The 23,576-nt window shown below is 58.0% G+C and carries 22 protein-coding genes and 1 pseudogene; 10 read left to right on the top strand and 13 right to left on the bottom strand.

Going from position 1 to position 23,576, the window contains the following annotated elements; genetic code table 11:
* Positions 1-6: 6 nt before the first annotated feature.
* The 4 genes and pseudogenes from htpX to HCK03_RS09865 all read right to left on the bottom strand — a co-directional run bounded on the left by htpX (position 7) and on the right by HCK03_RS09865 (position 4,467).
* Positions 7-888 (bottom strand): protease HtpX, encoded by an 882-nt coding sequence (htpX, locus tag HCK03_RS09880; RefSeq protein WP_041146205.1) that lies wholly within the window; start codon positions 886-888, stop codon positions 7-9.
* Positions 889-1,126: 238 nt separating this feature from the next.
* Positions 1,127-3,175 carry a carboxy terminal-processing peptidase gene (gene prc, locus HCK03_RS09875; protein ID WP_123551606.1) on the bottom strand — a complete coding sequence of 683 codons (2,049 nt, stop codon included), beginning with the start codon at positions 3,173-3,175 and terminating at the stop codon, positions 1,127-1,129.
* A 19-nt stretch (positions 3,176-3,194) separates the two neighbouring features.
* Complete coding sequence (gene proQ / locus HCK03_RS09870) at positions 3,195-3,872, bottom strand: RNA chaperone ProQ (protein WP_167691497.1); 678 nt, start codon at positions 3,870-3,872, stop codon at positions 3,195-3,197.
* A gap of 81 nt (positions 3,873-3,953) precedes the next feature.
* Positions 3,954-4,467: pseudogene (locus tag HCK03_RS09865) on the bottom strand (GAF domain-containing protein).
* A 132-nt stretch (positions 4,468-4,599) separates the two neighbouring features.
* Between HCK03_RS09865 and yebS the strand changes: the two are divergent.
* The 5 genes from yebS (at position 4,600) to HCK03_RS09840 (ending at position 10,688) form a co-directional block, all read left to right on the top strand.
* Entirely contained in the window at positions 4,600-5,883 is a 1,284-nt protein-coding gene (gene yebS / locus HCK03_RS09860; protein ID WP_041146209.1) for a membrane integrity lipid transport subunit YebS, read from the top strand.
* Positions 5,852-8,485, top strand: coding sequence for a PqiB family protein (locus tag HCK03_RS09855; RefSeq protein ID WP_041146210.1), 2,634 nt, complete (start codon positions 5,852-5,854; stop codon positions 8,483-8,485). Before yebS ends, HCK03_RS09855 begins: the two co-directional genes overlap by 32 nt.
* A gap of 125 nt (positions 8,486-8,610) precedes the next feature.
* Positions 8,611-10,044 (top strand): 16S rRNA (cytosine(1407)-C(5))-methyltransferase RsmF, encoded by a 1,434-nt coding sequence (rsmF, locus tag HCK03_RS09850; RefSeq protein ID WP_115192394.1) that lies wholly within the window; start codon positions 8,611-8,613, stop codon positions 10,042-10,044.
* A 115-nt stretch (positions 10,045-10,159) separates the two neighbouring features.
* Positions 10,160-10,399, top strand: a complete 240-nt coding sequence (locus HCK03_RS09845) for a YebV family protein (RefSeq protein WP_041146212.1) — start codon at positions 10,160-10,162, stop codon at positions 10,397-10,399.
* Positions 10,400-10,496: 97 nt separating this feature from the next.
* Positions 10,497-10,688 (top strand): YdfD/YebW family protein, encoded by a 192-nt coding sequence (locus tag HCK03_RS09840; RefSeq protein WP_041146213.1) that lies wholly within the window; start codon positions 10,497-10,499, stop codon positions 10,686-10,688.
* Here the strand turns inward: HCK03_RS09840 and pphA are convergent.
* Positions 10,685-11,338: a protein-serine/threonine phosphatase gene (gene pphA, locus HCK03_RS09835; protein WP_115192393.1), complete on the bottom strand. Its 654-nt coding sequence runs from the start codon at positions 11,336-11,338 to the stop codon at positions 10,685-10,687. The genes HCK03_RS09840 and pphA overlap by 4 nt on opposite strands.
* A 163-nt stretch (positions 11,339-11,501) precedes the next feature.
* Between pphA and HCK03_RS09830 the strand changes: the two genes are divergently transcribed.
* A complete protein-coding gene (locus tag HCK03_RS09830) occupies positions 11,502-12,461 on the top strand; it encodes a VirK/YbjX family protein (RefSeq protein WP_115192392.1) in 960 nt (319 codons plus the stop codon).
* Positions 12,462-12,566: 105 nt separating this feature from the next.
* Positions 12,567-12,710: an Ecr family regulatory small membrane protein gene (locus tag HCK03_RS09825; RefSeq protein WP_141334947.1), complete on the top strand. Its 144-nt coding sequence runs from the start codon at positions 12,567-12,569 to the stop codon at positions 12,708-12,710.
* Positions 12,711-13,318: 608 nt separating this feature from the next.
* On the opposite strand, the gene HCK03_RS09820 is transcribed toward HCK03_RS09825, so the two are convergent.
* The 3 genes from HCK03_RS09820 to yobA are packed head-to-tail and all read right to left on the bottom strand — an operon-like array spanning position 13,319 to position 14,921.
* Complete coding sequence (locus HCK03_RS09820; RefSeq protein WP_041146216.1) at positions 13,319-13,657, bottom strand: YebY family protein; 339 nt, start codon at positions 13,655-13,657, stop codon at positions 13,319-13,321.
* A gap of 16 nt (positions 13,658-13,673) precedes the next feature.
* Positions 13,674-14,543 carry a copper homeostasis membrane protein CopD gene (gene copD, locus HCK03_RS09815; RefSeq protein WP_167691496.1) on the bottom strand — a complete coding sequence of 290 codons (870 nt, stop codon included), beginning with the start codon at positions 14,541-14,543 and terminating at the stop codon, positions 13,674-13,676.
* A 3-nt stretch (positions 14,544-14,546) separates the two neighbouring features.
* The gene (gene yobA, locus HCK03_RS09810; protein ID WP_167692424.1) at positions 14,547-14,921 is read right to left on the bottom strand and encodes a CopC domain-containing protein YobA; all 375 of its coding nucleotides are present in this window, start codon (positions 14,919-14,921) and stop codon (positions 14,547-14,549) included.
* A 125-nt stretch (positions 14,922-15,046) separates the two neighbouring features.
* Here yobA and HCK03_RS09805 point away from each other — a divergent pair, with 125 nt between their 5' ends.
* Both HCK03_RS09805 and exoX read left to right on the top strand, forming a co-directional pair.
* Positions 15,047-15,277 (top strand): DNA polymerase III subunit theta, encoded by a 231-nt coding sequence (locus HCK03_RS09805; protein WP_041146219.1) that lies wholly within the window; start codon positions 15,047-15,049, stop codon positions 15,275-15,277.
* A gap of 78 nt (positions 15,278-15,355) precedes the next feature.
* Positions 15,356-16,015, top strand: coding sequence for an exodeoxyribonuclease X (gene exoX / locus HCK03_RS09800; protein ID WP_041146220.1), 660 nt, complete (start codon positions 15,356-15,358; stop codon positions 16,013-16,015).
* Between the two features lie 9 nt (positions 16,016-16,024).
* Here the strand turns inward: exoX and ptrB are convergent, their stop codons facing one another.
* From ptrB to HCK03_RS09785, 3 genes are all read right to left on the bottom strand, one after another.
* Positions 16,025-18,085 (bottom strand): oligopeptidase B, encoded by a 2,061-nt coding sequence (ptrB, locus tag HCK03_RS09795; protein WP_167691495.1) that lies wholly within the window; start codon positions 18,083-18,085, stop codon positions 16,025-16,027.
* Positions 18,086-18,352: 267 nt separating this feature from the next.
* Positions 18,353-19,018: a tellurite resistance TerB family protein gene (locus HCK03_RS09790; RefSeq protein ID WP_167691494.1), complete on the bottom strand. Its 666-nt coding sequence runs from the start codon at positions 19,016-19,018 to the stop codon at positions 18,353-18,355.
* 96 nt (positions 19,019-19,114) lie between these two features.
* Entirely contained in the window at positions 19,115-19,504 is a 390-nt protein-coding gene (locus HCK03_RS09785) for a YebG family protein (RefSeq protein ID WP_141334945.1), read from the bottom strand.
* A gap of 138 nt (positions 19,505-19,642) precedes the next feature.
* On the opposite strand from HCK03_RS09785, the gene purT reads away from it, so the two are divergent.
* Positions 19,643-20,821: a formate-dependent phosphoribosylglycinamide formyltransferase gene (gene purT, locus HCK03_RS09780; protein WP_123551612.1), complete on the top strand. Its 1,179-nt coding sequence runs from the start codon at positions 19,643-19,645 to the stop codon at positions 20,819-20,821.
* 50 nt (positions 20,822-20,871) lie between these two features.
* Here purT and HCK03_RS09775 read toward each other — a convergent pair whose 3' ends face one another.
* Together HCK03_RS09775 and edd are read right to left on the bottom strand one after the other, a co-directional pair.
* Positions 20,872-21,513: a bifunctional 4-hydroxy-2-oxoglutarate aldolase/2-dehydro-3-deoxy-phosphogluconate aldolase gene (locus HCK03_RS09775; RefSeq protein WP_041146225.1), complete on the bottom strand. Its 642-nt coding sequence runs from the start codon at positions 21,511-21,513 to the stop codon at positions 20,872-20,874.
* 39 nt (positions 21,514-21,552) lie between these two features.
* Positions 21,553-23,364, bottom strand: a complete 1,812-nt coding sequence (gene edd / locus HCK03_RS09770; protein ID WP_041146226.1) for a phosphogluconate dehydratase — start codon at positions 23,362-23,364, stop codon at positions 21,553-21,555.
* Between the last annotated feature and the right edge of the window lie 212 nt (positions 23,365-23,576).

The following is a 23,576-nucleotide window of genomic DNA, read 5'->3' as shown; positions in this document are numbered from 1 at the left end:
AGAGGATTACTTCAGATATTCCCCGCTGCGCAGAGCTTCGATACGTTTATCCAGCGGCGGGTGCGTCATAAACAGCTCGCTCATCGACTTCGCTTTGCCGTTGATGCACAGCGCCATCATGCTGCTGGCTTCCTGCGGCTCGTAGCTGGTTTTCAAACGCTGCAGGGCGGCGATCATTTTCTCACGGCCGACCAGACGGGCAGAGCCCGCATCCGCATGGAACTCGCGGTAGCGCGAGAACCACATGGTGATGATGCTGGCCAGAATCCCAAACACCAGCTCCAGAACGGTGGCGACGGCAAAGTAAACCAGCGGGTTGCCGTTGCTGCTCTCGCCTTCATCGCGGTTGCCGCTAAGGAATCCTGCGGCAATTTGCGCGATAACGCGCGAGATAAAGATAACGAAGGTGTTCACCACCCCCTGAATCAGGGTCATGGTCACCATATCGCCGTTGGCAATGTGGCTGATTTCATGGGCAATAACGGCTTCCGCCTCGTCACGGCTCATGTTTTGCAGCAGCCCGGTGCTGACGGCAACCAGCGAAGCATCACGGCGTGCGCCGGTGGCAAAGGCGTTAATATCCGGCGCATGGTAGATAGCAACCTGCGGCATGCCGATGCCCGCCTGCTGCGCCTGCTGCGCGACGGTATTCATCAGCCAGCGTTCGGTTTCGTTACGCGGCTGCTCAATGACTTCCCCACCCACCGATTTTAGCGCCATCCATTTCGACATCAGCAGCGAAACGATCGAGCCACCAAAACCAAAAAGCAGCGCCATGATCAGTAGCCCGGTCATGCTGCTTGACTGTATTCCCGTCAGGCTCAGCACCAGCCCGAACACCGCCATAACGGCCAGGTTGGTCAACAGGAAGAGCGCGATTCGCATCATAATTTTCTTCTAACCTCGATTTAACAAAACGCACTATGCGATTACCCATATCGTATGGGTACAACGTTAATTTTCAACCATCCTCCCCCGCTAAGTCACGAGAAAGACACAACTTTACATTTTGTAGCATATCGCTGACATCTGCATAATATATTGACATCGCGCGCGGGGGAATCGAGGTTTTTGACGGCAGGATCGGATAAAAAAAACGGGCACAACATGTGTGCCCGTCGGGTGCTTATTTGCTAACCGGTGGTTCCACCGCCGGCTGGTCTTTCTCCAGATGGGCCAGGTCGCGCGCAATATGGACCGTTTCATCAAGATACGGATCCGGCTCCTGGTAATCCTTCGGCAGATCGTCCAGCTTCTTAAGCTGTGGTTTGCCTTCACGTTTCAGGCGATCGTTAATTCGGGCCAGACGAGTCGCATCATCCTCTTCGTTCTCTTTCTCACGCTGGGCGTAGTTCAGAGAAACGATATTACGCTTGTCTTTCATTGCGTTATAACGAGCGATGTCCTTCATGATGTACTGGAATTCCGGATCTTTGGCAATCCGCTCATCATGCAGTTTCAGCAACCCGGCGCCGAACGGCGTTAAGTCGCCGGACTTGACGTAGGTGGCTGCATTCACGCTATCCCACGGCAGAGCGTTATCTTCATACTGCTCGCCGGTCTCGCGATCTTCAGTGCCGGTTGGCATCATGATGTCCGGCGTTACGCCCTTACGCTGAGTACTGCCGCCGTTAATACGGTAGAACTTCTGGATGGTGTACTGTACGGAACCCAGCGCCGGCCAGTCCGGACGCAGCATCTGATCGTAAATGCGGTTCAGGGAGCGGTACTGCTGCACGGTGCCTTTACCGAAGGTTGGCTCACCGACGATCAGTCCGCGCCCGTAGTCCTGCATCGCCGCGGCGAAGATTTCAGAAGCCGAAGCGCTGAAGCGGTCAACCAGTACAACCAGCGGGCCTTTGTAGTACACGACGCCGTCAGTATCGCTGTCTTCACGTACTTTACCGTTGTTATCACGCACCTGTACTACCGGGCCAGACGGGATAAACAGACCGGAAAGCGATACCGCCTCGGTCAGCGCCCCGCCGCCGTTGCTGCGCAGGTCGATAACGATACTGCTGACGTTCTGTTTTTCCAGCTTCTGCAGCTGAACCTTGACGTCATCCGTCAGGCCAACGTAGAAACCAGGGATATCCAGCACGCCGATTTTTTCTTTACCAACGGTTTTCACCGACATTTTAACCGCGCGGTCTTCGAGACGAATTCGCTCGCGGGTTAGCGTGACGATACGCGTTTTCGCGCCCTTGCCCGCAGGCAGCACTTCAAGACGAACTTTACTGCCCTTCGGCCCTTTGATCAGCGCCACCACGTCGTCAAGACGCCAGCCGATCACGTCAACCATGCCCTTGCCGGCCTGGCCGACGCCTACGATCCGGTCGCCAACGCTAATGGACTTGCTCTTCGCCGCCGGCCCGCCGGCCACCAGCGAGTTGATCACCGTATAGTCGTCGTCCATCTGCAGCACCGCGCCGATCCCTTCTAACGAAAGGCTCATTTCGGTATTGAACTGCTCGGTATTGCGCGGCGACAGGTAGTTGGTATGCGGGTCGATTTCGCGGGCAAAGGAGGTCATAACCAGCGAGAACACATCTTCACTATTGGTTTGCGCCAGACGGCGAATAGCAAACTTATAGCGACGGGTCAGCGTTTCGCGGATCTCTTTGTCGTCTTTACCGGCAAGCTTCAGGCTCAGCTGGTCAAACTTCACCTTAGCATCCCACAGCGCGTTCAGCTCGGCCTCGTCTTTCGGCCAGGGCGACTTGCTGCGGTCAAGGTTGAAGTTATCGTTGCCGGTAAAGTCCATCGGACGCTCCAGCACCTTCAATGCGTACTGATAGCGTTCGAAACGGCGCTTCTGTCCCAGGTTATACAGGTCGTAAAAAACGTCCAGTTTTCCGCTGCGCAGCTCGTCGCCAATTTGATTTTTCCTGGAGGCAAACTGAGCAACGTCACTGGCCAGCAGCACGTTGTGGCTGTAATCCAGCAGGTTCAGATAGCGGTCAAAAATTTTTGCCGAGAAGGCGTTATCGAGATCGAACTGTCGATAGTGCGAACGAGTAAAGCGCGAGGTTACGCGCTCACTCACCGTCGCGTGCTGCGGCTCTTCTTTCAGCACGGGGATTTGATCGGCTCGGGTAATATCATCCACGGCAAACGCATGGCCTGCTATTGCTAGCAGGCCCGCAAGCGCGGTGAGCTTAAAGAATGTGTTCATGCCTGGCCCGGCCTCCGTTTCAGAACACCAGGTGTTCTGCGCGTACAATCATTGACATACCAGAAGTCAGCTGTACACGAACGCCATCTTTGGTGATTTCCAGAACGGTGGCGTCCATTGCGTTATTGCCTGCTTTCACCTTCAGAGCCTGGCCGACGGACAGCACGGTCAGATCTGATACAGGAGTATGACGCTCTTCGCGCGGTGCTTTCGCAGCGGCAGGACGCGGCTTACGCTGTTCGGTGCCTTCTTTGCGGCGAACCTGAGGACGTGGCTTACGCTCACGACGGGCGCCGTCTTCCTGCTGACCTGCAGCGGCAGCTGCGGCTTCGCGTTTTTTGGCCTGCTGGCCAGCACGCTGTGCCTGGACGCGAGCTTTTGCTTCTTCGAGCTGCTGACGGGCATGAGCAACGTGCTGCTCTTCCAGTTCGCCGCACGGGTTGCCGTCGAGGTCGACGCGAATCGCCCCTGGCTTAACGCCGTACAGATAGCGCCAGCTCGAAGTATAAAGACGTAAAGCGGCACGAAGCTGGGTTTTGCTGAGATTCATCTCACCCCCAACGCGCTCAACGAGATCCTGAAAAATACCGACTTTCAGGGGGCGAGCTTCACCTTCAGCGCTGAAGCACTGTGGGAAACGTTCGGCCAGAAATGCGATAACTTCTTTACTGCTATTCAACTTAGGTTGATTTTCCATGAAATTTCCTGATTACAACGGACGTAGCCAACAAGCCGCAGGCATGAACAGGCGCCATTATAATGACGCCATCGCTAAATGCTACGTTATCCGTTGATTATCCTGCGACGTGGGTGAATATTTTTTGATAGTCGGTCGCAGAAATGAGTTTTTCCAGCTGCGCTACCAGTTCCGTAAGCCCTTGTTCATCCTCAGCGGTGAAGCGGGCGTACGCGGTGCTGTCGATATCCAGGACGCCAATAATCTGACCGTTCACCCGCAGCGGGAAGACAATCTCCGAATTGCTGGCGGCATCACATGCGATATGCCCGTCAAAGGCGTGAACATCCTCCACGCGCTGCACGCGATTCTGCGAAACGGCAGTACCGCAAACGCCCCGCCCAACCGGAATTCGCACGCAGGCCAGCTTGCCCTGGAAGGGCCCGAGCACCAGCGTATCGCCTTCGAGTAGGTAGAACCCGGCCCAGTTTACCTCGCTCAGCCGCTCAAACAGCAGCGCGCTGGTATTAGAGATCGTGGCCAGAAAACTGGTTTCTCCTGCCATTAATGCCTGAAAATCACGGTTCAGATCCGCGTAAAATTCTGTTTTGTTCATTATGTAATCACTTAGTTGTCTTACTCTCGTACACTGACTGCCTAATAAAATAAGCATTAAATGCGTTCAGGCTCAAGATGAATTCATTCCTGGGTTAATATAGTGAAATACATTCATTGCCGTACGTAATAAATGCCACTAAAAACACCCCAGATTACGCCAGCGAAAAAGATGACCGTACATGCGGTCGGTTCGCCGTTGCCTCAGGCCCACTATCACCGCTGCCCGCAGTGCGACATTCTGTTTCGCCTGCCGGTGCTTAAGCGCAATCAGAGCGCCTGGTGCCCACGCTGCAGCGCCAAAATACGCGACGGCCGCGACTGGTCGCTTTCGCGCCTTGGCAGTATGGCGATCGCCATGATGCTGCTGATGCCTTTCGCCTGGATGGAGCCTTTACTGCGTTTGCACCTGCTCGGCGTGCGTATCGACGCTAACGTATTACAGGGCATCTGGCAAATGACCGACCAGGGCGATCCGCTGACGGCGGCGATGGTGCTATTTTGTGCCATTGGCGCGCCGGCCCTGCTGGTTATCTCCATCGCCTATCTTTGGCTAGGCAACGTGCTGGGGATGAACCTGCGCCCGGTGCTGCTGATGCTGGAGCGGCTAAAAGAGTGGGTGATGCTCGATATCTACCTGGTGGGCATCGGCGTGGCCTCGATCAAGGTCCAGGATTACGCGTTCCTGCAGCCCGGCGTCGGGCTTATCGCCTTTGTCTCATTGACGCTGCTCAGCATCCTCACGCTCATACACATGAACGTCGAAGAGCTGTGGGAGCGATTCTATCCCGAGCGCCCGGCGCTGCGCCCGGACCCGAATCTGCAGGTGTGCACCGGCTGCCACTACACAGGGCACCGCGACGCCCGCGGACGCTGCCGTCGCTGCCATACGCCGCTACGCCACCGTCGGCCGCAGAGCCTGCAGAAGAGCTGGGCGGCGCTGATTGCCTCGATGATGTTCCTGCTCCCCGCCAACCTGCTGCCGATCTCGATTATCTACGTTAACGGCGCGCGCCAGGACGATACGATCCTCTCCGGGATTCTGTCGCTGGCCAACAGCAACGTCGCCATTGCCGGCGTGGTGTTTATCGCCAGTATTCTGGTGCCGTTTACCAAAGTTATTGTGTTGTTTACGCTGCTGGTCAGCATACAATTCAGGTGCGAACAGGGGCTGCGCACCCGTATCCTGCTGCTGCGGCTGATTACCTGGATTGGCCGCTGGTCGATGCTCGATCTTTTCGTTATCTCATTAACCATGTCGCTGATAAACCGCGATCAACTCCTCGCTTTTACGATGGGGCCTGCTGCGGTATATTTCGGCGCCGCGGTAATATTAACTATCCTTGCTGTTGAATGGCTGGACAGCCGCTTACTTTGGGACGCACATGAGTCAGGAAACGCCCGCTTCGCCGACTGAAGCCAAAATTAAAACCAAACGTCGCATCTCGCCATTCTGGCTGCTGCCGGTCATCGCGCTGATGATCGCCAGCTGGCTGATCTGGACCAGCTATAGCGATCGCGGGACGACGATCACTATCGACTTTCAGTCGGCTAACGGGATTGTCCCCGGACGCACGCCTATCCGCTATCAGGGGGTAGAAGTGGGCACGGTGCAGAATATCTCGCTGAGTAAAGACCTGAGTAAGATAGAGGTTTCGGCCAGCGTCAAAAGCGATATGAAAGATGCCCTGCGCAAGGACACGCAGTTCTGGCTGGTCACGCCGAAAGCCTCACTGGCGGGCGTTTCCGGCCTTGATGCGCTGGTCGGCGGCAACTATATCGGCATGATGCCGGGTCGGGGCGAACCTGAGGACCACTTTGTCGCCCTCGATACCCAGCCGAAGTACCGTATCAATAACGGCGAGCTGATGATTCATCTCCACGCCGCGGATCTCGGCTCGCTAACCAGCGGGTCGCTGGTCTATTTTCGCAAAATTCCCGTTGGCCGGGTCTACGACTATGCGCTTAACGACGGCAACCAGGGCGTCACCATTGACGTGCTGATCGAGCGCCGCTTTACCAATCTGGTTAAAAAAGGCACCCGCTTCTGGAACGTTTCGGGCGTCAAGGCCGACGTCGGGTTTAGCGGCGCTAAAGTGGAACTGGAAAGCCTTTCGGCCCTGGTTAACGGGGCGATTGCCTTCGATTCCCCCGACGATTCCAAAGTCGCTCAGCAAAACGATGAGTTCGGGCTGTACGAAGATTTGGCCCACAGCCAGCGCGGCGTGCTGGTGACGCTCGATTTACCCGACGGCACGGGGCTGAAAGCCGGCTCTACGCCGCTGATGTACCAGGGTCTTGAGGTCGGACAGCTGACTAAGCTCAACCTCCAGCCCGGGAGTAAAGTCACCGGCGAGATGACCGTCGATCCCAGCGTCGTAACCCTGCTGCGTGATAAGACGCTTATTCAGATGAAAAAGCCGAAAATTTCGCTGGATAACCCAAGCCTCAGCGCCCTGCTGACCGGTAATACCTTTGAGCTGGTTCCGGGAGAGGGTGAGGCGCGCAGCCACTTCGTGGTGCTGCCGGCGGATAAATCGCTGCTGGAGGAGCCCAACGTCGCCGCCATCACGCTGACGGCGTCGGAGAGCTTCGGCATTGACGCCGGACAGCCGCTGGTGCTGCACGGCGTGAAAATCGGCCAGGTGCTGGAGCGCAGGCTGACGGCGAAAGGCGTCACCTTCCAGGTGGCCATTACGCCGGAATACCGCGATCTGGTGCACGGAGACAGCAAATTTGTGGTTAACAGCCGCCTCGACGTTAAGGTTGGCCTCGACGGCATTAAGGTGCTTGGCGCCAGCGCCAGCGAATGGGTTGACGGCGGGATCCGCATTATTCCCGGCGCCAAAGGGGCGATTCAGTCCAGCTATCCGCTGTATGCAAATATGGAAAAAGCGCAGGAGAATAGCCTGAGCGACGTCCCGACCACCACCCTGAGCCTCACGGCGGAAACGCTGCCGGATGTGCAGGAAGGCTCGGTGGTGCTCTACCGCAAGTTTGCCGTGGGCGAGGTGACCTCCGTCAGGCCGCGCAGCAACGCGTTTGATATCGACCTGCACATTAAGCCGGAATATCGTCATCTGCTCACCGGCAACAGCGTCTTCTGGGCAGAAGGCGGCGCGAAGGTCCAGCTCGACGGCAACGGCCTGACCGTGCAGGCTTCGCCGCTGGCTCGCGCCCTGAAAGGGGCAATCAGCTTTGACGAGCTGAGCGGCACCAGCGCCAGTGCCCGCAGCGGTAATAAGCGTATTCTGTATGCTTCAGAGACCGCCGCCCGCGCGGTAGGCGGGCAGATAACCCTGCACGCCTTCGATGCGGGAAAACTCTCCTCCGGCATGCCTATCCGCTACCTGGGGATTAACATCGGCCAGATCCAATCGCTAAACCTGATCACCGCCAAAAACGAAGTGCAGGCGAAAGCCGTGCTCTACCCGGAGTACGTAGATACCTTCGCCCGCGGAGGCACCCGATTCTCGGTGATCACCCCGCAAATTTCCGCGGCGGGCGTCGAGCATCTGGATACCATCTTCCAGCCGTATATCAACGTTGAGCCAGGTCGGGGCACGCCGCGCCGTGACTTCGAAATCCAGGAAACGACCATTAGCGACTCTCGCTATATCGATGGCCTGAGCATCGTGGTTGAGGTTCCGGAAGCCGGTTCGCTGGATATCGGCACGCCGGTGCTGTTCCGTGGCCTCGAGGTGGGGACGGTCACCGGGCTGACGCTGGGATCGCTGTCGGACCGCGTGATGGTCAAACTGCGTATCAGCAAGCGTTACCAGTATCTGGTGCGTAACAACTCGGTGTTCTGGCTCTCTTCCGGCTACAACCTCGACTTTGGCCTGATTGGCGGAGTGGTGAAAACCGGGACCTTCAATCAGTTCATTCGCGGCGGCATCTCCTTTGCCACCCCGCCGGGCACGCCGCTGGCGCCAAAAGCGCAGGATGATAAGCACTTCCTGCTGCTGGAGAGCGAGCCGAAAGAGTGGCGCGAATGGGGCACCGCCCTGCCGCGCTAGCCCGCGATTGTTGGAGCTCAGCCGCCGCCCCGGTGCCTGAGCTCCGCGCTGGCTAAACGCTCCGGTGTCCGATGCCGGAGCGTTTATGGTAAACTGCGCACCCTTTTTTCTTGTGGTGCGCTCCAGTGGCTCAAAACGCTGTCTTTTTTCCTGACGAATTCCTCGCTCAAATGCGTGCGGCAATGCCGACACATCTCTCTTTCGATGATTTTATTGCCGCCTGCCAACGTCCGCTACGCCGCAGCATCCGCGTTAACACGCTGAAAACCAGCGTGGCCGACTTTCTGCAGCTGGTCGCCCCCTACGGCTGGCAGCTTACGCCGGTGCCGTGGTGCGCAGAGGGATTTTGGATCGAGCGCGAGGACGAGGAGTCTCTGCCGTTAGGCAGCACCGCAGAGCACCTCAGCGGACTCTTCTATATTCAGGAAGCCAGCTCAATGCTGCCGGTGGCCGCCCTGTTTGCCGATGGCGATATGCCGCAGCGGGTGATGGATGTCGCCGCCGCGCCGGGGTCAAAAACCACGCAAATCGCCGCCAGGATGGGGAATAAAGGCGGGATCCTCGCCAACGAATACTCGGCCAGCCGGGTCAAGGTCCTGCATGCCAATATCAGCCGCTGCGGAATAAGCAACGTTGCGCTGACGCATTTCGATGGCCGGGTATTTGGCGCCGCGCTGCCGGAAAGCTTTGATGCGATCCTGCTCGACGCCCCCTGCTCCGGTGAAGGCGTGGTGCGTAAGGATCCCGAGGCCTTGAAAAACTGGTCCCCGGAAAGCAATCAGCAGATTGCGGCAACCCAGCGCGAGCTTATCGATAGCGCCTTTCACGCCCTGCAGCCGGGCGGTACGCTGGTGTACTCAACCTGCACCCTGAACCGCGAAGAAAATGAGGACGTGGTGCAGTGGCTGCTGGCCCGCTATCCGCAGGCGGTGGAGACGCTGCCTCTCGGCTCGCTCTTCCCCCAGGCCAGCGAGGCCCTGACGGCGGAGGGCTTTCTTCACGTCTTCCCGCAGATTTATGACTGCGAGGGCTTCTTCGTTGCCCGTCTGCGTAAAATCGCCGCCGTTGAACCGCTGCCGGCGCCGGGCTACAAGGTGGGTAAGTTTCCGTTTATCCCGATGAAGCGCCGGGAAAGCGCCGCCGTGTCGGACGCCGCGGCGGCCGTTGGTCTGCGCTGGGATGAGAGCCATACCCTCTGGCAGCGCGATAAGGAAATTTGGCTATTCCCGCAGGCCCTGGAAGCGTTTATTGGCAAGATCCGCTTTTCGCGAATTGGCATCCGGCTGGCGGAAACGCACAACAAGGGCTTCCGCTGGCAGCACGAGGCGGTCATCGCCCTTGCCGCATCCGCGACGCCTTTTGCGCTGACGGAGAGTGAAGCCGAAGAGTGGTATCGCGGCCGCGATATTTACCCGCAAACCCCGCCGCAGCAGGACGAAGCGATCGTCACATACCAGGGCGCAACCCTCGGCCTGGCGAAAAAAGTGGGTTCACGCCTGAAGAACAGCTATCCCCGCGAGCTGGTGCGTGACGGGAAGCTATTTGCCGGCAAGGTGTGATTGAGCGCAAAAAAACAGCACTTTTTCACTGGCTATTTGCGCCCCATTGGCTACGCTGAAAAATGGCGGCCTTAACTGGTCGTACCACAACTCAGCAGACAAACGGGGTGAATTTATGAGTAAAACAAATATACGCATCGGCGCGTTTGAAATAGACGACGCCGAACTGCACGGCGAACAGCAGGGGGAGCGAACGTTAAGCATTCCCTGCAAATCCGATCCGGATTTGTGTATGCAGCTCGACGGTTGGGATGCTGACACCAGCGTTCCGGCTATTCTCGATGGCCGACATTCCGTTCTCTACCGTAAGCACTACGATCAACAATCTGACGCCTGGGTCATGCGCGTAGCCTGACTCAAAAAGAACCCGTCGCCTGAGACGGGTTATTTACCCCCATTCTCGTTAAACTCCCCTATACTTATTAGTATGTTAACCTGAACATGTGGCCAGGATGTTTGCCTTAGTTTTGTTCATTTGTTACCTGGACGGCGGCTGCGAGGACATTGTCGTGGATGTTTACGACGACGAACGACGCTGTGTGGTCGCCATGGACGATCAGCGAATACGCCATGGCGGCTGCTTTCCGGTAGAAGATTTTATCGACGGTTTCTGGCGCCCCGCCAGCGAATACAGCGATTTCTAGCCTGCCTGCTGCAGCTGCACGAGGGTCAGCTCACCGCCAAAGACGGCCCCGGTATCAATATAGTGCTGGTTATCGCTGTCGTAGCGCTGCCTGAGCGGCGTATGGCCAAACCAGAAATGATCGGCGCCGCCAATCGCCCCGTGTCGTCCAGCCAGATGCTCCGTCAGGCGCTGACGGTTCCACAGGACCTGAGTTGCATCCACCGGCTGCTGCCAGCGATAGCACGCCGCCGGATAATCCGCGTGGGCAATAACGTGGGTCTGCGAGCCGGCGCGGAGCTCAATAATCAACGGCAGCCGACGGCAGCGGGCAAAGAGCGGTGCCATCTGCCGCCGCGCCTCCGACGAACTCTCCTGATACCAGCGCCCGCCGTTGAGCATCCACAGCGCCATCTTCCCGCTCTCCTGCGCCTCCAGCGCCATCTGCTCGTGGTTGCCCCGCACCGCGCGAAACCAGCGCCGGTCAAGGAGGCCCAGCGTTGCCGCGCTTTGCGGCCCGCGATCGATAAGATCGCCCACGGAGATAAGCAGATCCTGGTACGGGTCAAACCTGAGCAGCCGCAGCTTCGCCGCCAGCAGCGCAAGGCAGCCGTGCAGGTCTCCGACGAGCCAAATATTACGCCAGAGTGAACCATCAAGATGCTGATACATATTGATCCTCCTGCCACAATTATAGCGAGATATTTCTCCTGTTCTCCTCCCTGAAACACACTTCAATAAAATTTAAACGAAACGGAAATATAGTCCGCCAGGGCATTAATCTCGCGCCTGACTCTCATTAAAATAGAGGCTAAATAACGCCGAGGTATTCATCGTGACGGACAATAGCCTGCATTCAGCCTACGTACTACAGCCACAGACAAATCTAATTACCGATCTGGTGATGGGCAGACTTATTCCCGCACCAATCTGGCAAAAGCGTAATTACCGGCTTAAGTTCCTGCTGCGAACCGCATTATTTTATACGCCAACCCGGACCATGCTGGATAATCTCGCGGCGCGGCCCAACTTCAGCCAGCTGCTCGCCGCTCAGGTGACGCTGCCGGGAAAAGTTCATCGTCAGTACCTGAGGCGCGGGCTCAACGCCGGCCAGCGCGCCGCGGCGATCGTCAGCCACTATCAGTATATCGATACCTTACCCGCCGGCCGGCTGGGTGCCGCCATGACCGCGGTGCAGGAGATGCCGCTGCTGGCGCTGCAGGGCAAAGATGACGCCCGGTTTACGCTGTCCGCCTCCTCGGCCGGGAAAGCCGAGCGCGAAGGCGAGACCACGCTTTGGCTGCGCGACGGGAGCCAGACGCTGCTGGCCAGCGCGACGTTTAGCGTGGTGCGCGACCAGGAGCAGTGGCAGCTGACCATCGGCGGGCTGCAGGGGCCGCGGCGCAACGTCCCGCACGAGGTGATAAAACAGGCTACCCGTGCCTGCTACGGCCTGTTTCCTAAGCGTCTGCTGCTGGAGTTTATCTGGGCGCTGGCGGCGCAAAGCAATATCCAGGCAATTTATGGCGTGAGCGATAACGGCCACGTTTTCAGAGCATTACGCTATCGTTTAAGTAAAGGACGCCACTTCCACGCCAGCTATGACGAGTTCTGGAAGTCTATTGAGGGCGAGGCCGACGGCGCGTGGCGCTGGCGCTTACCGCTGCGCCTTGAGCGCAAGTCGCTGGAGGAGATTGCCAGCAAAAAGCGCGCCGAGTATCGCCGCCGCTTCCAGCTGCTCGACGAGCTGAACGCCGAGGTTATCGCCCTCACCGCCGGCTCCCGCCAGGCGTAGCTTGCCAATAAATAAACGCCGTTTTCACAACGGCGTTTGCATCTTATCCTGCGGTTTCGTTACTATCATCACTTCTTCGTTTCCGTTCAGGTAGCCATTGAAGTTATGAGTAAAGCAGAAGCAGTGCTGTTGGCTATCGTCTTGATTATTTTGACGGCTTCCCTGTGGTTTATTTTCAGCGGCGAAATCTGGTCCCTGGTCAGCTATCTGGAGACGCAGCTATATCCCTCTTTAGTGGCGCCGGAATAATCCCTTTGGTTTATTTACACATGCCAGCTGCGCGTTTTTTTTGCGGCATAAAAGTAACTAAAAATAAGCCTCGGGTCGCGTTGACAGCATCTAACTCAATTATTTGACAAAAATTTATGCCCGCCCAGCCGATGAATGTCGCTAGAGAATGAGGAATGGGAGCCTTTTTCGCAAAACCCGCGATCGCCATCTCCTCTAATGCAAGAGGTGGAAAGCACATCCCGCGCGCTGTTTTTCTGTAAAGGAAATGTGAATGCGTTTTTTGTTGTGGTATAAGGGGAAAAGGTCGCATCGGGAAATGAGGGATCGTCTCGGGCCTTGCTAGATAATACTTTGAAAGATATAGATAAAAAGAGACCGAACACGATTCCTGTATTCGGTCCAGGGAAATGGCTCTTGGGAGAGAGCCGTGCGCTAAAAGTTGGCATTAATGCAGGCTAAGTCGCCTTGCCTTATAAGAATAGTTTACCGCGTCAGGTTTTCCAGTCCGCAACAAAAGTGGGCCAATAATTCCTGGTAAAATCGCGGAAAGGCATAAAAAAACCGCCGTTCCTGTCGCAGGGAAACGGCGGTTTTTTCATTTTAATACAGTCAGATAGTTCTAAAGATCAGCAAAGTTTTTGCGCTCGCTCGATAAAGGGTGCCAGGCTCATTTTTTGCCCCGGATGCTGGGGGTCATCGACCTGGATCACAGAAATCGGCTGACCGCTGGTTTTACCGGCCTTAACCTGCTCAATAGCAATATCATTTAACGGATACTGCACCAGCGTGCTGGGATTGATGGCGAACAGCGCATTTCCCGGACGACAGGTCAGCATCACCTCTTCACGGTTAAATGCCCAGCTATCCTTACCGACTTCAAAGCGGCTAACGGTGATAACCTGCGGGGCCGCAAGCGCGGCACCGGAGCTTGCCAGTAACATCAGTGTCAGAACAATTTTTTTCATGATTTAACCAGTTAATTCAATAAGGTTCCCAGGTCGCAAACAGGCTGACGGCCAACAGCGCCAGCGCCCCCAGCGCCATCTCCACCTGCGTGGTACGCAAAATGAGCCGCTCTGCCCGCGCATCGTTCAGCGACATTCGAGGTACCAGAACATACCGGTTCACCAGCGCGATTGCCACCATCCCCGCGACCAGAGCACATTTGATCAACAGCATTCGGCCCCACGGCGAATCGCTGAAAAATCCGCCCTGAATCAGCAGCGTATTCACCATGCCGCTGGCAATAGTGCCGGCCACCGCCAGATGCCCGTAGCGCGAAAAGCGCATCATGGTGCTAATCGCCGCCTGCCGCCAGCGCCCCTGCAGCAAACGCAGGCAGTAGATAAACGGCAGCAGCCCGCCAAACCAGCCGGCGACGCAGAACAGATGCACGGCATGATTGGCGCGCTGCAGCGCCCCCAGCCCGCCTTCGCTCATCGCCGCATGGCCCACGCCCGCCAGTAAAAGCAGCTGCGCGCAAAGCAGCACCAGCAGCAGTCGCGGCGAATGGTGCGGCTTAAGCCAGACGACGATAAGCGTGACCCAGGCCAGCAGAATTTGCCACACCCAGACGCTGCCAAACCGCGTGCCGGCGACGGCCTGCCAGATAGCGGGCTGCCAGACATCGGGCCAGCCTTCGCCCATCAGGCCGCCCTGCGCCATTAGCATCAGCAGCGCTGAAAGCGCGCTGATCAACAGCAGATGGCGCAGCAGCGGATAAAATCGCTGCATCAGCAGGCGACGCAGCGTCGATGGCGCCCACCACGCACCGTACAGCACGCAGCCGAAAGCCACCATCAGCGAGCCGAAGTGGACAAACCGTAGGATGATATAGAGTGACGCGAGCATCGTTTATTTAACGGTAAAGTGGTACTGCCCTTTGGTCTTATGACCGTCTACGGAGACCACGTGCCAGTCAACGGTATAGTCTCCCGGCGTTAAGGGCTGCGCCAGCGGGACCACCAGCTGCGCTTTATTATCATCGCTAAGCGTCAGCTTGCCGGTCGCCACCGCGTTTTGCTGAGGGCCGCTAAGCGTCACGCCGCTGAAGCGGGTTTCGATACCCTCGGAAAAGTTCAGCGTTAGCGCCTGCGGCGAGGCGTTCACCGTCGAATCCGCGGCGGGAGTTTGCTGCTGCAGGTGCGCGTGGGCGAAAGCGCCGGCGCTGGCCAGGAAACCGGCGAGAAGAGCGGCTGCGCGCAGCGCGCTTGCGGCGAGGATACGCATAATCGTCATTCCTTTTCGTTATGTATGTAGCACAGAGAATAACCCTGTATAATGGCGTAGTCGAGCCATGCGTATCAGTCTTAGGTCACGCTCGGCAAGCTTTAGGTATCATCCAGGAGAAACCAATGGAAAATAATCTGGCAAAAATCTCGCAGGACGAGATGGACAAGGTCAACGTCGATCTTGCGGCGGCCGGCGTCGCCTTTAAAGAACGTTATAATATGCCGGTGGTCGCCGATTTGGTCGAAAGAGAGCAGCCTGCTCATCTCCGGGACTGGTTCCGCGAACGCCTGATCGCCCATCGACTGGCATCCGTATCACTCTCACGCCTGCCCTATGAACCCAAAACAAAATAATTCAGCCCCCCTGTGGAGACCCGGGTTGGCAAGACCAGTACATTCTATTACGCTGACCCCTTTGACCAGGAGCGCGCTATGCTACGCGTAATCGATACAGAAACCTGCGGACTGCAGGGCGGCATCGTAGAGATCGCCTCTGTCGATATTGTCGATGGCCAGATAACCAATCCGATGAGCCATCTGGTCCGCCCCGATCGCCCTATCAGCCCGCAGGCGATGGCCATTCATCACATCACCGAAGAGATGGTCGCCGACCAGCCGTGGATTGAAGAGATTGTCCCGCACTATTTGGGCAGCCCGTGGTACGTCGCCCACAACGCCAGCTTTGACCGGCGGGTGTTGCCGGAGATGCACGGCGACTGGATTTGCACCATGAAGCTGGCGCGCCGCCTGTGGCCGGGGATTAAATACAGCAACATGGGGCTTTATAAGTCGCGCAAGCTGAACGTCGCCACGCCCGCCGGCCTGCACCACCACCGCGCGCTGTATGACTGCTATATCACCGCCGCGCTGCTGCTTGATATTATCAACGTCTCCGGCTGGTCGCCTGACGATATGGCGACCATCACCGGCCGTCCGGCGCTGTTGACCACCTTTACCTTTGGTAAGTATCGCGGCAAGCCGGTGGCGGAAGTGGCGGAAAACGATCCGGGCTATCTTCGCTGGCTGTTCAACAATCTGGATCGGATGAGCCCCGAGCTGCGCTTAACCCTCAAGCACTATCTCGGGGACTAAGCGCCGGTCCTAGACGTCGGCCTGGCCTGGCAGCGTGCCCTGCGCCAGGCCTATCAGAAACGCGTACTCGAGAGCCACGCCCTCATAGCTTTTAAAACGCCCCGATTTCCCGCCGTGCCCTGAGTCCATATCGGTACACAGCAGCAGCAGATTATCGTTCGTCTTCAGCTCACGCAGCTTCGCGACCCATTTTGCCGGTTCCCAGTACTGCACCTGGGAGTCGTGTAGCCCGGTGGTCACCAGCATATGCGGATAGGCCTGAGCCGTTACGTTATCGTAGGGGCTGTAGCCCTTCATATAGCGATAATAGGTCTCATCCTGCGGGTTGCCCCACTCTTCAAACTCCCCGGTCGTTAGCGGAATGGACTCGTCGAGCATGGTGGTGAGCACGTCAACAAAGGGGACCTGCGCCACCACGCCGTGAAACAGCTCCGGGCGCTGGTTGATGGCCACGCCCATTAGCATTCCACCGGCGCTGCCGCCCATACCGTAGCACAGCTGCGGGTCGCCGTAGCCCTGCTTGATCAGCGCATCGCAGACGTCGAGGTAATCGTTGAAGGTATTGTTCTTACAAAGAAACTTGCCGTCTTCGTACCACTGCTGCCCCAGCTCGCCGCCGCCGCGCACGTGGGCGATGGCGAAAACGAAGCCGCGGTCGAGCAGGCTCAGGCGACTGGCGCTGAAATCCGCATCCTCGCTGGCGCCGTAGGACCCGTAGGCGTAGACCAGCAGCGGGCTGGCGCCGTGGCGGAAATATTCGTGTCGGTAGACCAGCGAGACCGGAACCTCCACGCCGTCACGGGCCTGAATCCACAGATGCTCGCTGCGGTAATGGCTGGCATCGAAACCTTTGACCTCCTGCTGCTTGAGAACGCGGCGTTCACCGGTATCCATATCCAGCTCAAACAGCGTATCCGGCGTGGTCATCGAGGAGTAGCCGTAGCGTAAGCGCGCGGTTTCCGGCTCCGGATTATAGGCAAGCCAGGTGACGTAGGCCGGGTCATCAAAGGCAATCCCCACCACTTCCCGGGTCTTGCGGTTGATCTGCCGCAGGCTGGTAAGCCCGTGCTGGCGCTCCTCCACCACCAGCCAGTCGGTAAACAGGGTAAAGCCTTCCAGCATCACGTCATCACGCGGCGGGATCAGAGCCTGCCACTGCTGCTCGTCGCGCTGATGCGTGCGGTAGAGGCCGAAGTTTTTGCCTTCCCGATTTGAGCGCAGGTAGAACGCGTGCTGATAGTGATCGAGGCTGTATTCATGATCTTTGCGCCGCGGCAGAAAGCACACCGGCTCGGCGTCGGGCATTTCAGCATTCAGCAGCCGCACTTCGCTGGTGGTCGCGCTGGCAAGGTAGATAACCACGAACTGCTGCGAGGTGGTCTTGTGCACGCTGACATAAAAGGTTTCATCCTGCTCTTCGTACACCAGCACGTCCGCGTCCGTCGGGGTGCCGACGGTATGTCGCCAGACCTGATACGGCAGCAGCGTGGTGGGGTGTTTACGGACGTACCACAGCGTGCATGAATCGTTGCTCCAGGCGAATTCCGGGGAGACGTTCTCCAGCACTTCGGGATACCAGCTGCCGTCGGAGAGGTTGCACAAACGCAGGCTGTACTGCCGCCGGGAGAGGTAATCTTCCGCCAGCGCCATCAGCGCGTTGTCCGGGGAGATCCCCAGCCCGCCGAGAGTGTAGAACTCGCTTTTCGCCGCGCGCTGATTGCTATCGAGCAGCAGATCCCACGGGTCCCACTCCTCTTTCAGCACCGACTGGCGCTGGTAAATGGCGTATTCGCAGCCCGGCTCATAGACCTGACGATAGCGATAGCCATTTTTACTGTAAGGCGCGGAGACTTCGCGCTGGGGGATGCGATCGATGATCTCCTTCAGCACCCGGTCCTGCAGGCTGCGCTGGGTCTCCATCACCGCTTTGCCGTAGGCATTCTCCTCGCGCAGATACTCCAGAACCGCCGGCTGCGCGCGCTCGTCATCACGTAGCCAGAAGTAGTTATCAATACGCGTATCGCCATGTAAGGCCATAGCGTGGGGGATCCGTTTCGCTTTTGGTAGCATCTCTTTGTTCTTCTTCGGCTTAATTTATGCGCACAACGTTAATCGACGCGCGTCCGGACGGCAAGACAAGAAATCTTCCCGGCATCAATCGCTCTGTCCGAGGGGCTGAAAACGGCCACGGCGCTGTGACGCCCGGCCGCGGGGCAACCGCGGGTGAGATAACGCCGGGGAGAGGGTCATCTCCGGCCTGCGCGAGGTCAGGCTAAGAGATGACTGGTATATAAAGGGTGGCAAAAGTCGCCGGCGATGCAAGCGGAACGTGATGATTTAAGAGGAAAGAGCCTGCTTTTGTGCCTGAATATCCTGTTCGATCTCAGCGCGCACCTCCGCAGGGATCTTCAGCGCTTCGCCCAGCGCGTTGAGGTAGCTGCGCTCCATAAAGTGGTCGATATCAATCACCGCGCAGCTCAGATAGTAGACCTCCAGCGCGTCCTGCTCGCTGCTGATGCCCTGCGCCAGCCACTGCGGATCGAGGGGCTGGGTGAGCGCGCGATCGATAAGCACCCGTCCCTGCACGTCGATATTGGCCGCGCGCAGCTGCTCTTCAATATTCGCCCGCTCGTTTTCATCAATATGCCCGTCGCTTTTGGCCGCAAAAACCAGCGCCTGAATCAGCCGCTCGCTGCGGGCATCAGGCTCAGGTGCAGCCGGAACCTGCCCGGCCGGCTCCGGCTGCGGCGAAGCGGCGCGCATCTTCTGCTGATACTTGTTCCACAGCACGCTTCCTGCCACCGCGCCGCCGCCAACCAGCAGCGCGCTGGTGCCGTATTTCGCCAGCAGCTTACGCGACGATTTACTGGCGACCAGCAGCCCCGCCAGGCCGCCCAGCGCGCCAGGCAGCAGCAGATTTTTACCGCCAGAGCGATCGTCAGATGAAGAAGATTGACCCTGCTGACCCAGCAGAGACTGAAGTTGATTAAGCCAGTTAGCCATGATTTCCTCGTTGCACAATAGGCGTTGTCATCAGCCTAAACGACGAGATGTCAGGAAATGTTATCCATGGCTAAAGATGCGCAAATTCCGGGTGGCTCAGGCCGCTTTCGCCTTACGCGGTTTGGCCACCGCTTTTTCTGCCGCGCCGTCGTCTATGCCGTCGTCCGCGCGGGCGCTGATGGCGTCATCGCTGGCGTCAGACGACGCCTGCTCTTCGTCATCCCCCTGCCCGGCGGCGTGCTCTTCCGCTTCGGGGAGTTTTCCGGACTTCATAATGTGATGTAAGGTGTCTTTACGCTCTGCCAGCCACATCGCCATTTCGTCACGCTGGGCTTCATCAAGCGTTAGCGGGCAGTCTACCAGCCAGTCGTTAAGGACCTCGGCAAGATCGAGCATTTTGTCGTAAGCATCGGCCTCTTTTTTGCTGGTAAAAGACATTTTTTCCTCACCTTCGCGAATCACCACATATTTGATTTCAACCGCCATTGTGCAGCCCCTTCTTTATACTGTGTTTATATACAGTATATCAAATTTAGGGCCAGGACTCAACTCACGCGCATAAAGACAGACGCAAACGTTTTCGTTTATACTGCGGCGCATGTTTTTTTACTGCGGAAGAGAGTCATGACTGTATTAGGCACAGCGCTGCGCCCTGCGGCGACGCGAGTTATGCTGTTAGGTTCCGGCGAGCTGGGTAAGGAAGTCGCCATAGAGTGTCAACGTCTGGGCATTGAGACCATCGCCGTCGATCGCTACCCTGACGCGCCGGCCATGCAGGTTGCGCACCGTTCGCATGTCGTTAACATGCTGCACGGCGATGCCCTGCGCGCCCTAATTGAACAAGAAAAACCCGACTTTATCGTGCCGGAAATTGAAGCCATCGCCACCGATACGCTGGTCGAACTGGAGCAGTGTGGGCAAAAAGTCGTTCCCACCGCGCGGGCCGCAAAGCTAACCATGAACCGCGAAGGCATTCGCCGCCTGGCCGCTGAAGAGCTGCAGCTCCCAACCTCATCCTATCGTTTTGCCGACAGTGAAGCCGCCTTTAACGACGCGGTGAGCGAAATTGGCCTGCCGTGTATCGTCAAGCCGGTGATGAGCTCTTCCGGCAAAGGACAAAGCTTTATCCGCCGTCACGAACAGCTGGCCGAAGCGTGGCAGTACGCCCAGCAGGGCGGCCGCGCCGGCGCAGGTCGCGTTATTGTCGAGGGCGTAGTGAACTTCGATTTTGAAATCACCCTGCTCACCGTCAGCGCGGTCGACGGCGTGCACTTCTGCGCCCCGGTCGGCCACCGTCAGGAAGACGGCGACTACCGCGAATCCTGGCAACCCCAGCAGATGAGCGAGCTGGCGCTGGCGCGCGCGCAGGAGATTGCCCGCAACGTGGTGCTGGCGCTCGGCGGCTACGGCCTGTTCGGCGTCGAGCTGTTCGTGTGCGGCGATGAGGTGATTTTTAGCGAAGTCTCGCCGCGTCCGCACGATACCGGAATGGTCACGCTCATTTCGCAGGATCTGTCGGAGTTCGCCCTCCACGTCCGCGCCTTCCTCGGCCTGCCGGTAGGGGCGATTCGCCAGTATGGCCCGGCGGCTTCGGCGGTGATCCTGCCGCAGCTCACCAGCCGCGACGTCACCTTCGGCAACCTGCAAGCCGCGGTCGGCGCGGGCCTGCAGGTGCGCCTGTTCGGTAAGCCAGAAATTGACGGTTCCCGTCGCCTGGGCGTCACGCTGGCGGTGGCGGAGAGCGTGGATGAGGCGGTGGCGCGCGCCAAAGCCGCGGCGTCAGCGGTGGTGGTTGAGGGATAAAAAAACCCGGTAGCGTTGCCGCTTACCGGGTCAGAACTGAGGCGCGAAAATTACTTCGCGCCTTCTACCGCTTCACGAGCCAGAGTGGTGATGCGGTCGTAATCGCCTGCTTCCAGCGCATCCGCCGGTACCAGCCATGAACCGCCGATACACAGGACGCTGTTCAGCGCCAGGTAGTCGCGGTAGTTAGCCGGAGAGATCCCGCCGGTCGGGCAGAAACGAATATGGGCGAACGGACCACCAATCGCCTGCAGCGCCTTCACGCCGCCGTTGGCTTCAGCCGGGAAGAATTTAAACTCTTTCAGGCCGTACTGCATGCCCAGCATCAGCTCGGATACGGTGCTGATACCCGGGATCAGTGGAATCGTCCCCTCTTCCGTTGCCGCCTTGAGCAGAGAATCAGTCAGGCCAGGGCTGATCGCAAACTGCGCTCCCGCCTCGGTCACTTCTTTCAGCTGTGCCGCGTTAGTTACGGTACCGGCGCCGACAATCGCGTCCGGGACTTCTTTAGCGATAGCGCGGATGGCATCCAGCGCGCATTCGGTGCGCAGGGTCACTTCCAGTACGCGTACGCCGCCTGCAACCAGCGCTTTTGCCATCGGCACGGCGTGTTCCAGCTTTTTCACCACGATCACCGGGACAACCGGGCCGGAGGTGAGGATTGCTTCTGCAGTTGTTTTCCAGTTTTTCATCAGAGTTTCTCTCTCGCCAGATCTACAAAATGTATGGTCTTAAAAAGTGATGCAGGTTGCGCCCTGTTCGGCTCCGGAGAGTTTCTCCCGCAGCGCAGAGAACATTTCACGACCGGTCCCGACGCGCGAACCGCTCAGGTCAGGAATATGCGGCTGCCGCGCGGCCAGTTCGGCATCGTCCACCAGCAGCGTCAGCTCGCCGGTCTGGCCGTTGACGCGGATGATATCGCCATCGCGGACCTTCGCCAGCAGCCCGCCGTCGTAGGCTTCAGGCGTGACGTGGATGGCTGACGGAACTTTGCCTGATGCGCCAGAGAGTCGCCCATCGGTGACTAGCGCTATTTTGAAACGGCGGTCCAATAATACACCAAGTGGCGGCATAAGTTTATGTAATTCTGGCATGCCGTTCGCTTTTGGCCCCTGATGACGAACCACCACCACGCAATCTTTGTCCAGCATCCCGGCCTCAAAAGCGGGCAGCACGTCGTGCTGGCTCTCAAAAATAACCGCCGGCGCTTCGATAACCTGGTTTTCCACCGGCACCGCCGAGGTTTTCATCACCGCGCGGCCAAGGTTACCGCTCAGGACTTTGGTGCCGCCGTGGCGAGAGAACGGCTTGTCGAAGGTCGCGATAACCTGGTCGTCGAGCGGCGCGCTTGCCCCTTCACGCCAGTCCAGCTCGCCGTTGTTCAGCCATGGCTCCATGGTGTAATGCGACAGCCCAAAGCCGGCCACGGTGTTGACATCTTCGTGCAGCAGCCCGCCTTTCAGCAGTTCGCGGATCAGCACCGGCACGCCGCCTGCTGCCTGGAAGTGGTTGATATCCGCCGGACCGTTCGGATAGAGGCGCGCCAGCAGCGGCACCACGTCCGACAGATCGGAGAAGTCATCCCAGTTGATGATGATGCCCGCGGCGCGCGCCATGGCCACCAGGTGCATTGTATGGTTTGTTGAGCCGCCGGTCGCCAGCAGCGCCACGATGCCGTTAACCACCACTTTTTCGTCGAACATTTTGCCCAGCGGCATCCACTCGTTGCCGTTGCCGGTCAGACGGGTGACCTGGCGCGCGGCGGCTACGGTCAGCGCTTCGCGCAGTTCGGCATCCGGATGCACGAACGAGGAGCCCGGGAGCTGCATGCCCATAAACTCCACCACCATCTGGTTGGTGTTAGCCGTGCCGTAGAACGTACAGGTGCCCGGCGCGTGGTAAGAGGCGGCTTCGGACTCCAGCAGCGCCATGCGATCGACCTTACCTTCAGCGTACAGCTGGCGAATACGCACCTTCTCTTTATTCGCCAGACCGCTGGCCATCGGGCCAGACGGAATGAAGACGGACGGCAGATGACCAAAGGAGAGCGCGGCCATCGTCAGGCCGGGGACGATTTTGTCGCAGACGCCAAGATACAGCGCGCCGTCGAACATATTGTGCGACAGGCCGATGGCCGCAGACATGGCGATCACTTCCCGGCTCAGCAGCGAGAGCTCCATGCCGTCCTGCCCCTGCGTGACTCCGTCGCACATCGCCGGCACGCCGCCGGCAACCTGGCCAACCGCGTTCACCGAATGCAGCGCCTTGCGGATGATATTTGGATAGGACTCATAGGGCTGATGCGCGGACAGCATGTCGTTATAGGAGGTGATGATGGCAATATTGTTACGCAGCATGCTCTTCAGCGAGGCTTTATCATCCGACTGACAGGCAGCAAAACCGTGGGCCAGATTACCGCACGCCAGCTGGGCGCGATGGACGGTATCCGTTTTGGCCTGGTTAATCCGTGCGAGGTAGGCAGCACGGGTATCGCGCGACCGTTCGATAATGCGATTTGTTACCCGTAACATTGTCGAATTCATAAAGGCTCCTAAAAATTTATCTGTCCGGCCGCGGCATTTTTACGATGTCAGAAGATGCAAAAGGCACCAATGCTGCAGCTCAGAGGCAAAATGTCTGCCCGCAGTGTAATAAAAAAAGCTCCGGGGGTGAATCCTCCCGGAGCTTAAAAGATTAAAAATTATGCGACTTTCTGCGTCAGATCATGTTACCGGTAAAATAACACCTCCGGATA

Source organism: Klebsiella terrigena (assembly GCF_012029655.1).
GTDB classification, from domain to species: Bacteria; Pseudomonadota; Gammaproteobacteria; order Enterobacterales; family Enterobacteriaceae; genus Klebsiella; species Klebsiella terrigena.
This window is presented reverse-complemented; position numbering and strand designations above follow the sequence as displayed.

Bases quoted from the DNA above. Each gene is read 5' to 3' on its own strand.
- htpX (WP_041146205.1), bottom strand. From the start codon at position 888: ATGATGCGAATCGCGCTCTTCCTGTTGACCAACCTGGCCGTTATGGCG.
- prc (WP_123551606.1), bottom strand. From the start codon at position 3,175: ATGAACACATTCTTTAAGCTCACCGCGCTTGCGGGCCTGCTAGCAATA.
- proQ (WP_167691497.1), bottom strand. From the start codon at position 3,872: ATGGAAAATCAACCTAAGTTGAATAGCAGTAAAGAAGTTATCGCATTT.
- yebS (WP_041146209.1), top strand. From the start codon at position 4,600: ATGCCACTAAAAACACCCCAGATTACGCCAGCGAAAAAGATGACCGTA.
- HCK03_RS09855 (WP_041146210.1), top strand. From the start codon at position 5,852: ATGAGTCAGGAAACGCCCGCTTCGCCGACTGAAGCCAAAATTAAAACC.
- HCK03_RS09845 (WP_041146212.1), top strand. From the start codon at position 10,160: ATGAGTAAAACAAATATACGCATCGGCGCGTTTGAAATAGACGACGCC.
- HCK03_RS09840 (WP_041146213.1), top strand. From the start codon at position 10,497: ATGTTTGCCTTAGTTTTGTTCATTTGTTACCTGGACGGCGGCTGCGAG.
- pphA (WP_115192393.1), bottom strand. From the start codon at position 11,338: ATGTATCAGCATCTTGATGGTTCACTCTGGCGTAATATTTGGCTCGTC.
- HCK03_RS09825 (WP_141334947.1), top strand. From the start codon at position 12,567: ATGAGTAAAGCAGAAGCAGTGCTGTTGGCTATCGTCTTGATTATTTTG.
- HCK03_RS09820 (WP_041146216.1), bottom strand. From the start codon at position 13,657: ATGAAAAAAATTGTTCTGACACTGATGTTACTGGCAAGCTCCGGTGCC.
- copD (WP_167691496.1), bottom strand. From the start codon at position 14,543: ATGCTCGCGTCACTCTATATCATCCTACGGTTTGTCCACTTCGGCTCG.
- yobA (WP_167692424.1), bottom strand. From the start codon at position 14,921: ATGCGTATCCTCGCCGCAAGCGCGCTGCGCGCAGCCGCTCTTCTCGCC.
- HCK03_RS09805 (WP_041146219.1), top strand. From the start codon at position 15,047: ATGGAAAATAATCTGGCAAAAATCTCGCAGGACGAGATGGACAAGGTC.
- exoX (WP_041146220.1), top strand. From the start codon at position 15,356: ATGCTACGCGTAATCGATACAGAAACCTGCGGACTGCAGGGCGGCATC.
- ptrB (WP_167691495.1), bottom strand. From the start codon at position 18,085: ATGCTACCAAAAGCGAAACGGATCCCCCACGCTATGGCCTTACATGGC.
- HCK03_RS09790 (WP_167691494.1), bottom strand. From the start codon at position 19,018: ATGGCTAACTGGCTTAATCAACTTCAGTCTCTGCTGGGTCAGCAGGGT.
- HCK03_RS09785 (WP_141334945.1), bottom strand. From the start codon at position 19,504: ATGGCGGTTGAAATCAAATATGTGGTGATTCGCGAAGGTGAGGAAAAA.
- purT (WP_123551612.1), top strand. From the start codon at position 19,643: ATGACTGTATTAGGCACAGCGCTGCGCCCTGCGGCGACGCGAGTTATG.
- HCK03_RS09775 (WP_041146225.1), bottom strand. From the start codon at position 21,513: ATGAAAAACTGGAAAACAACTGCAGAAGCAATCCTCACCTCCGGCCCG.
- edd (WP_041146226.1), bottom strand. From the start codon at position 23,364: ATGAATTCGACAATGTTACGGGTAACAAATCGCATTATCGAACGGTCG.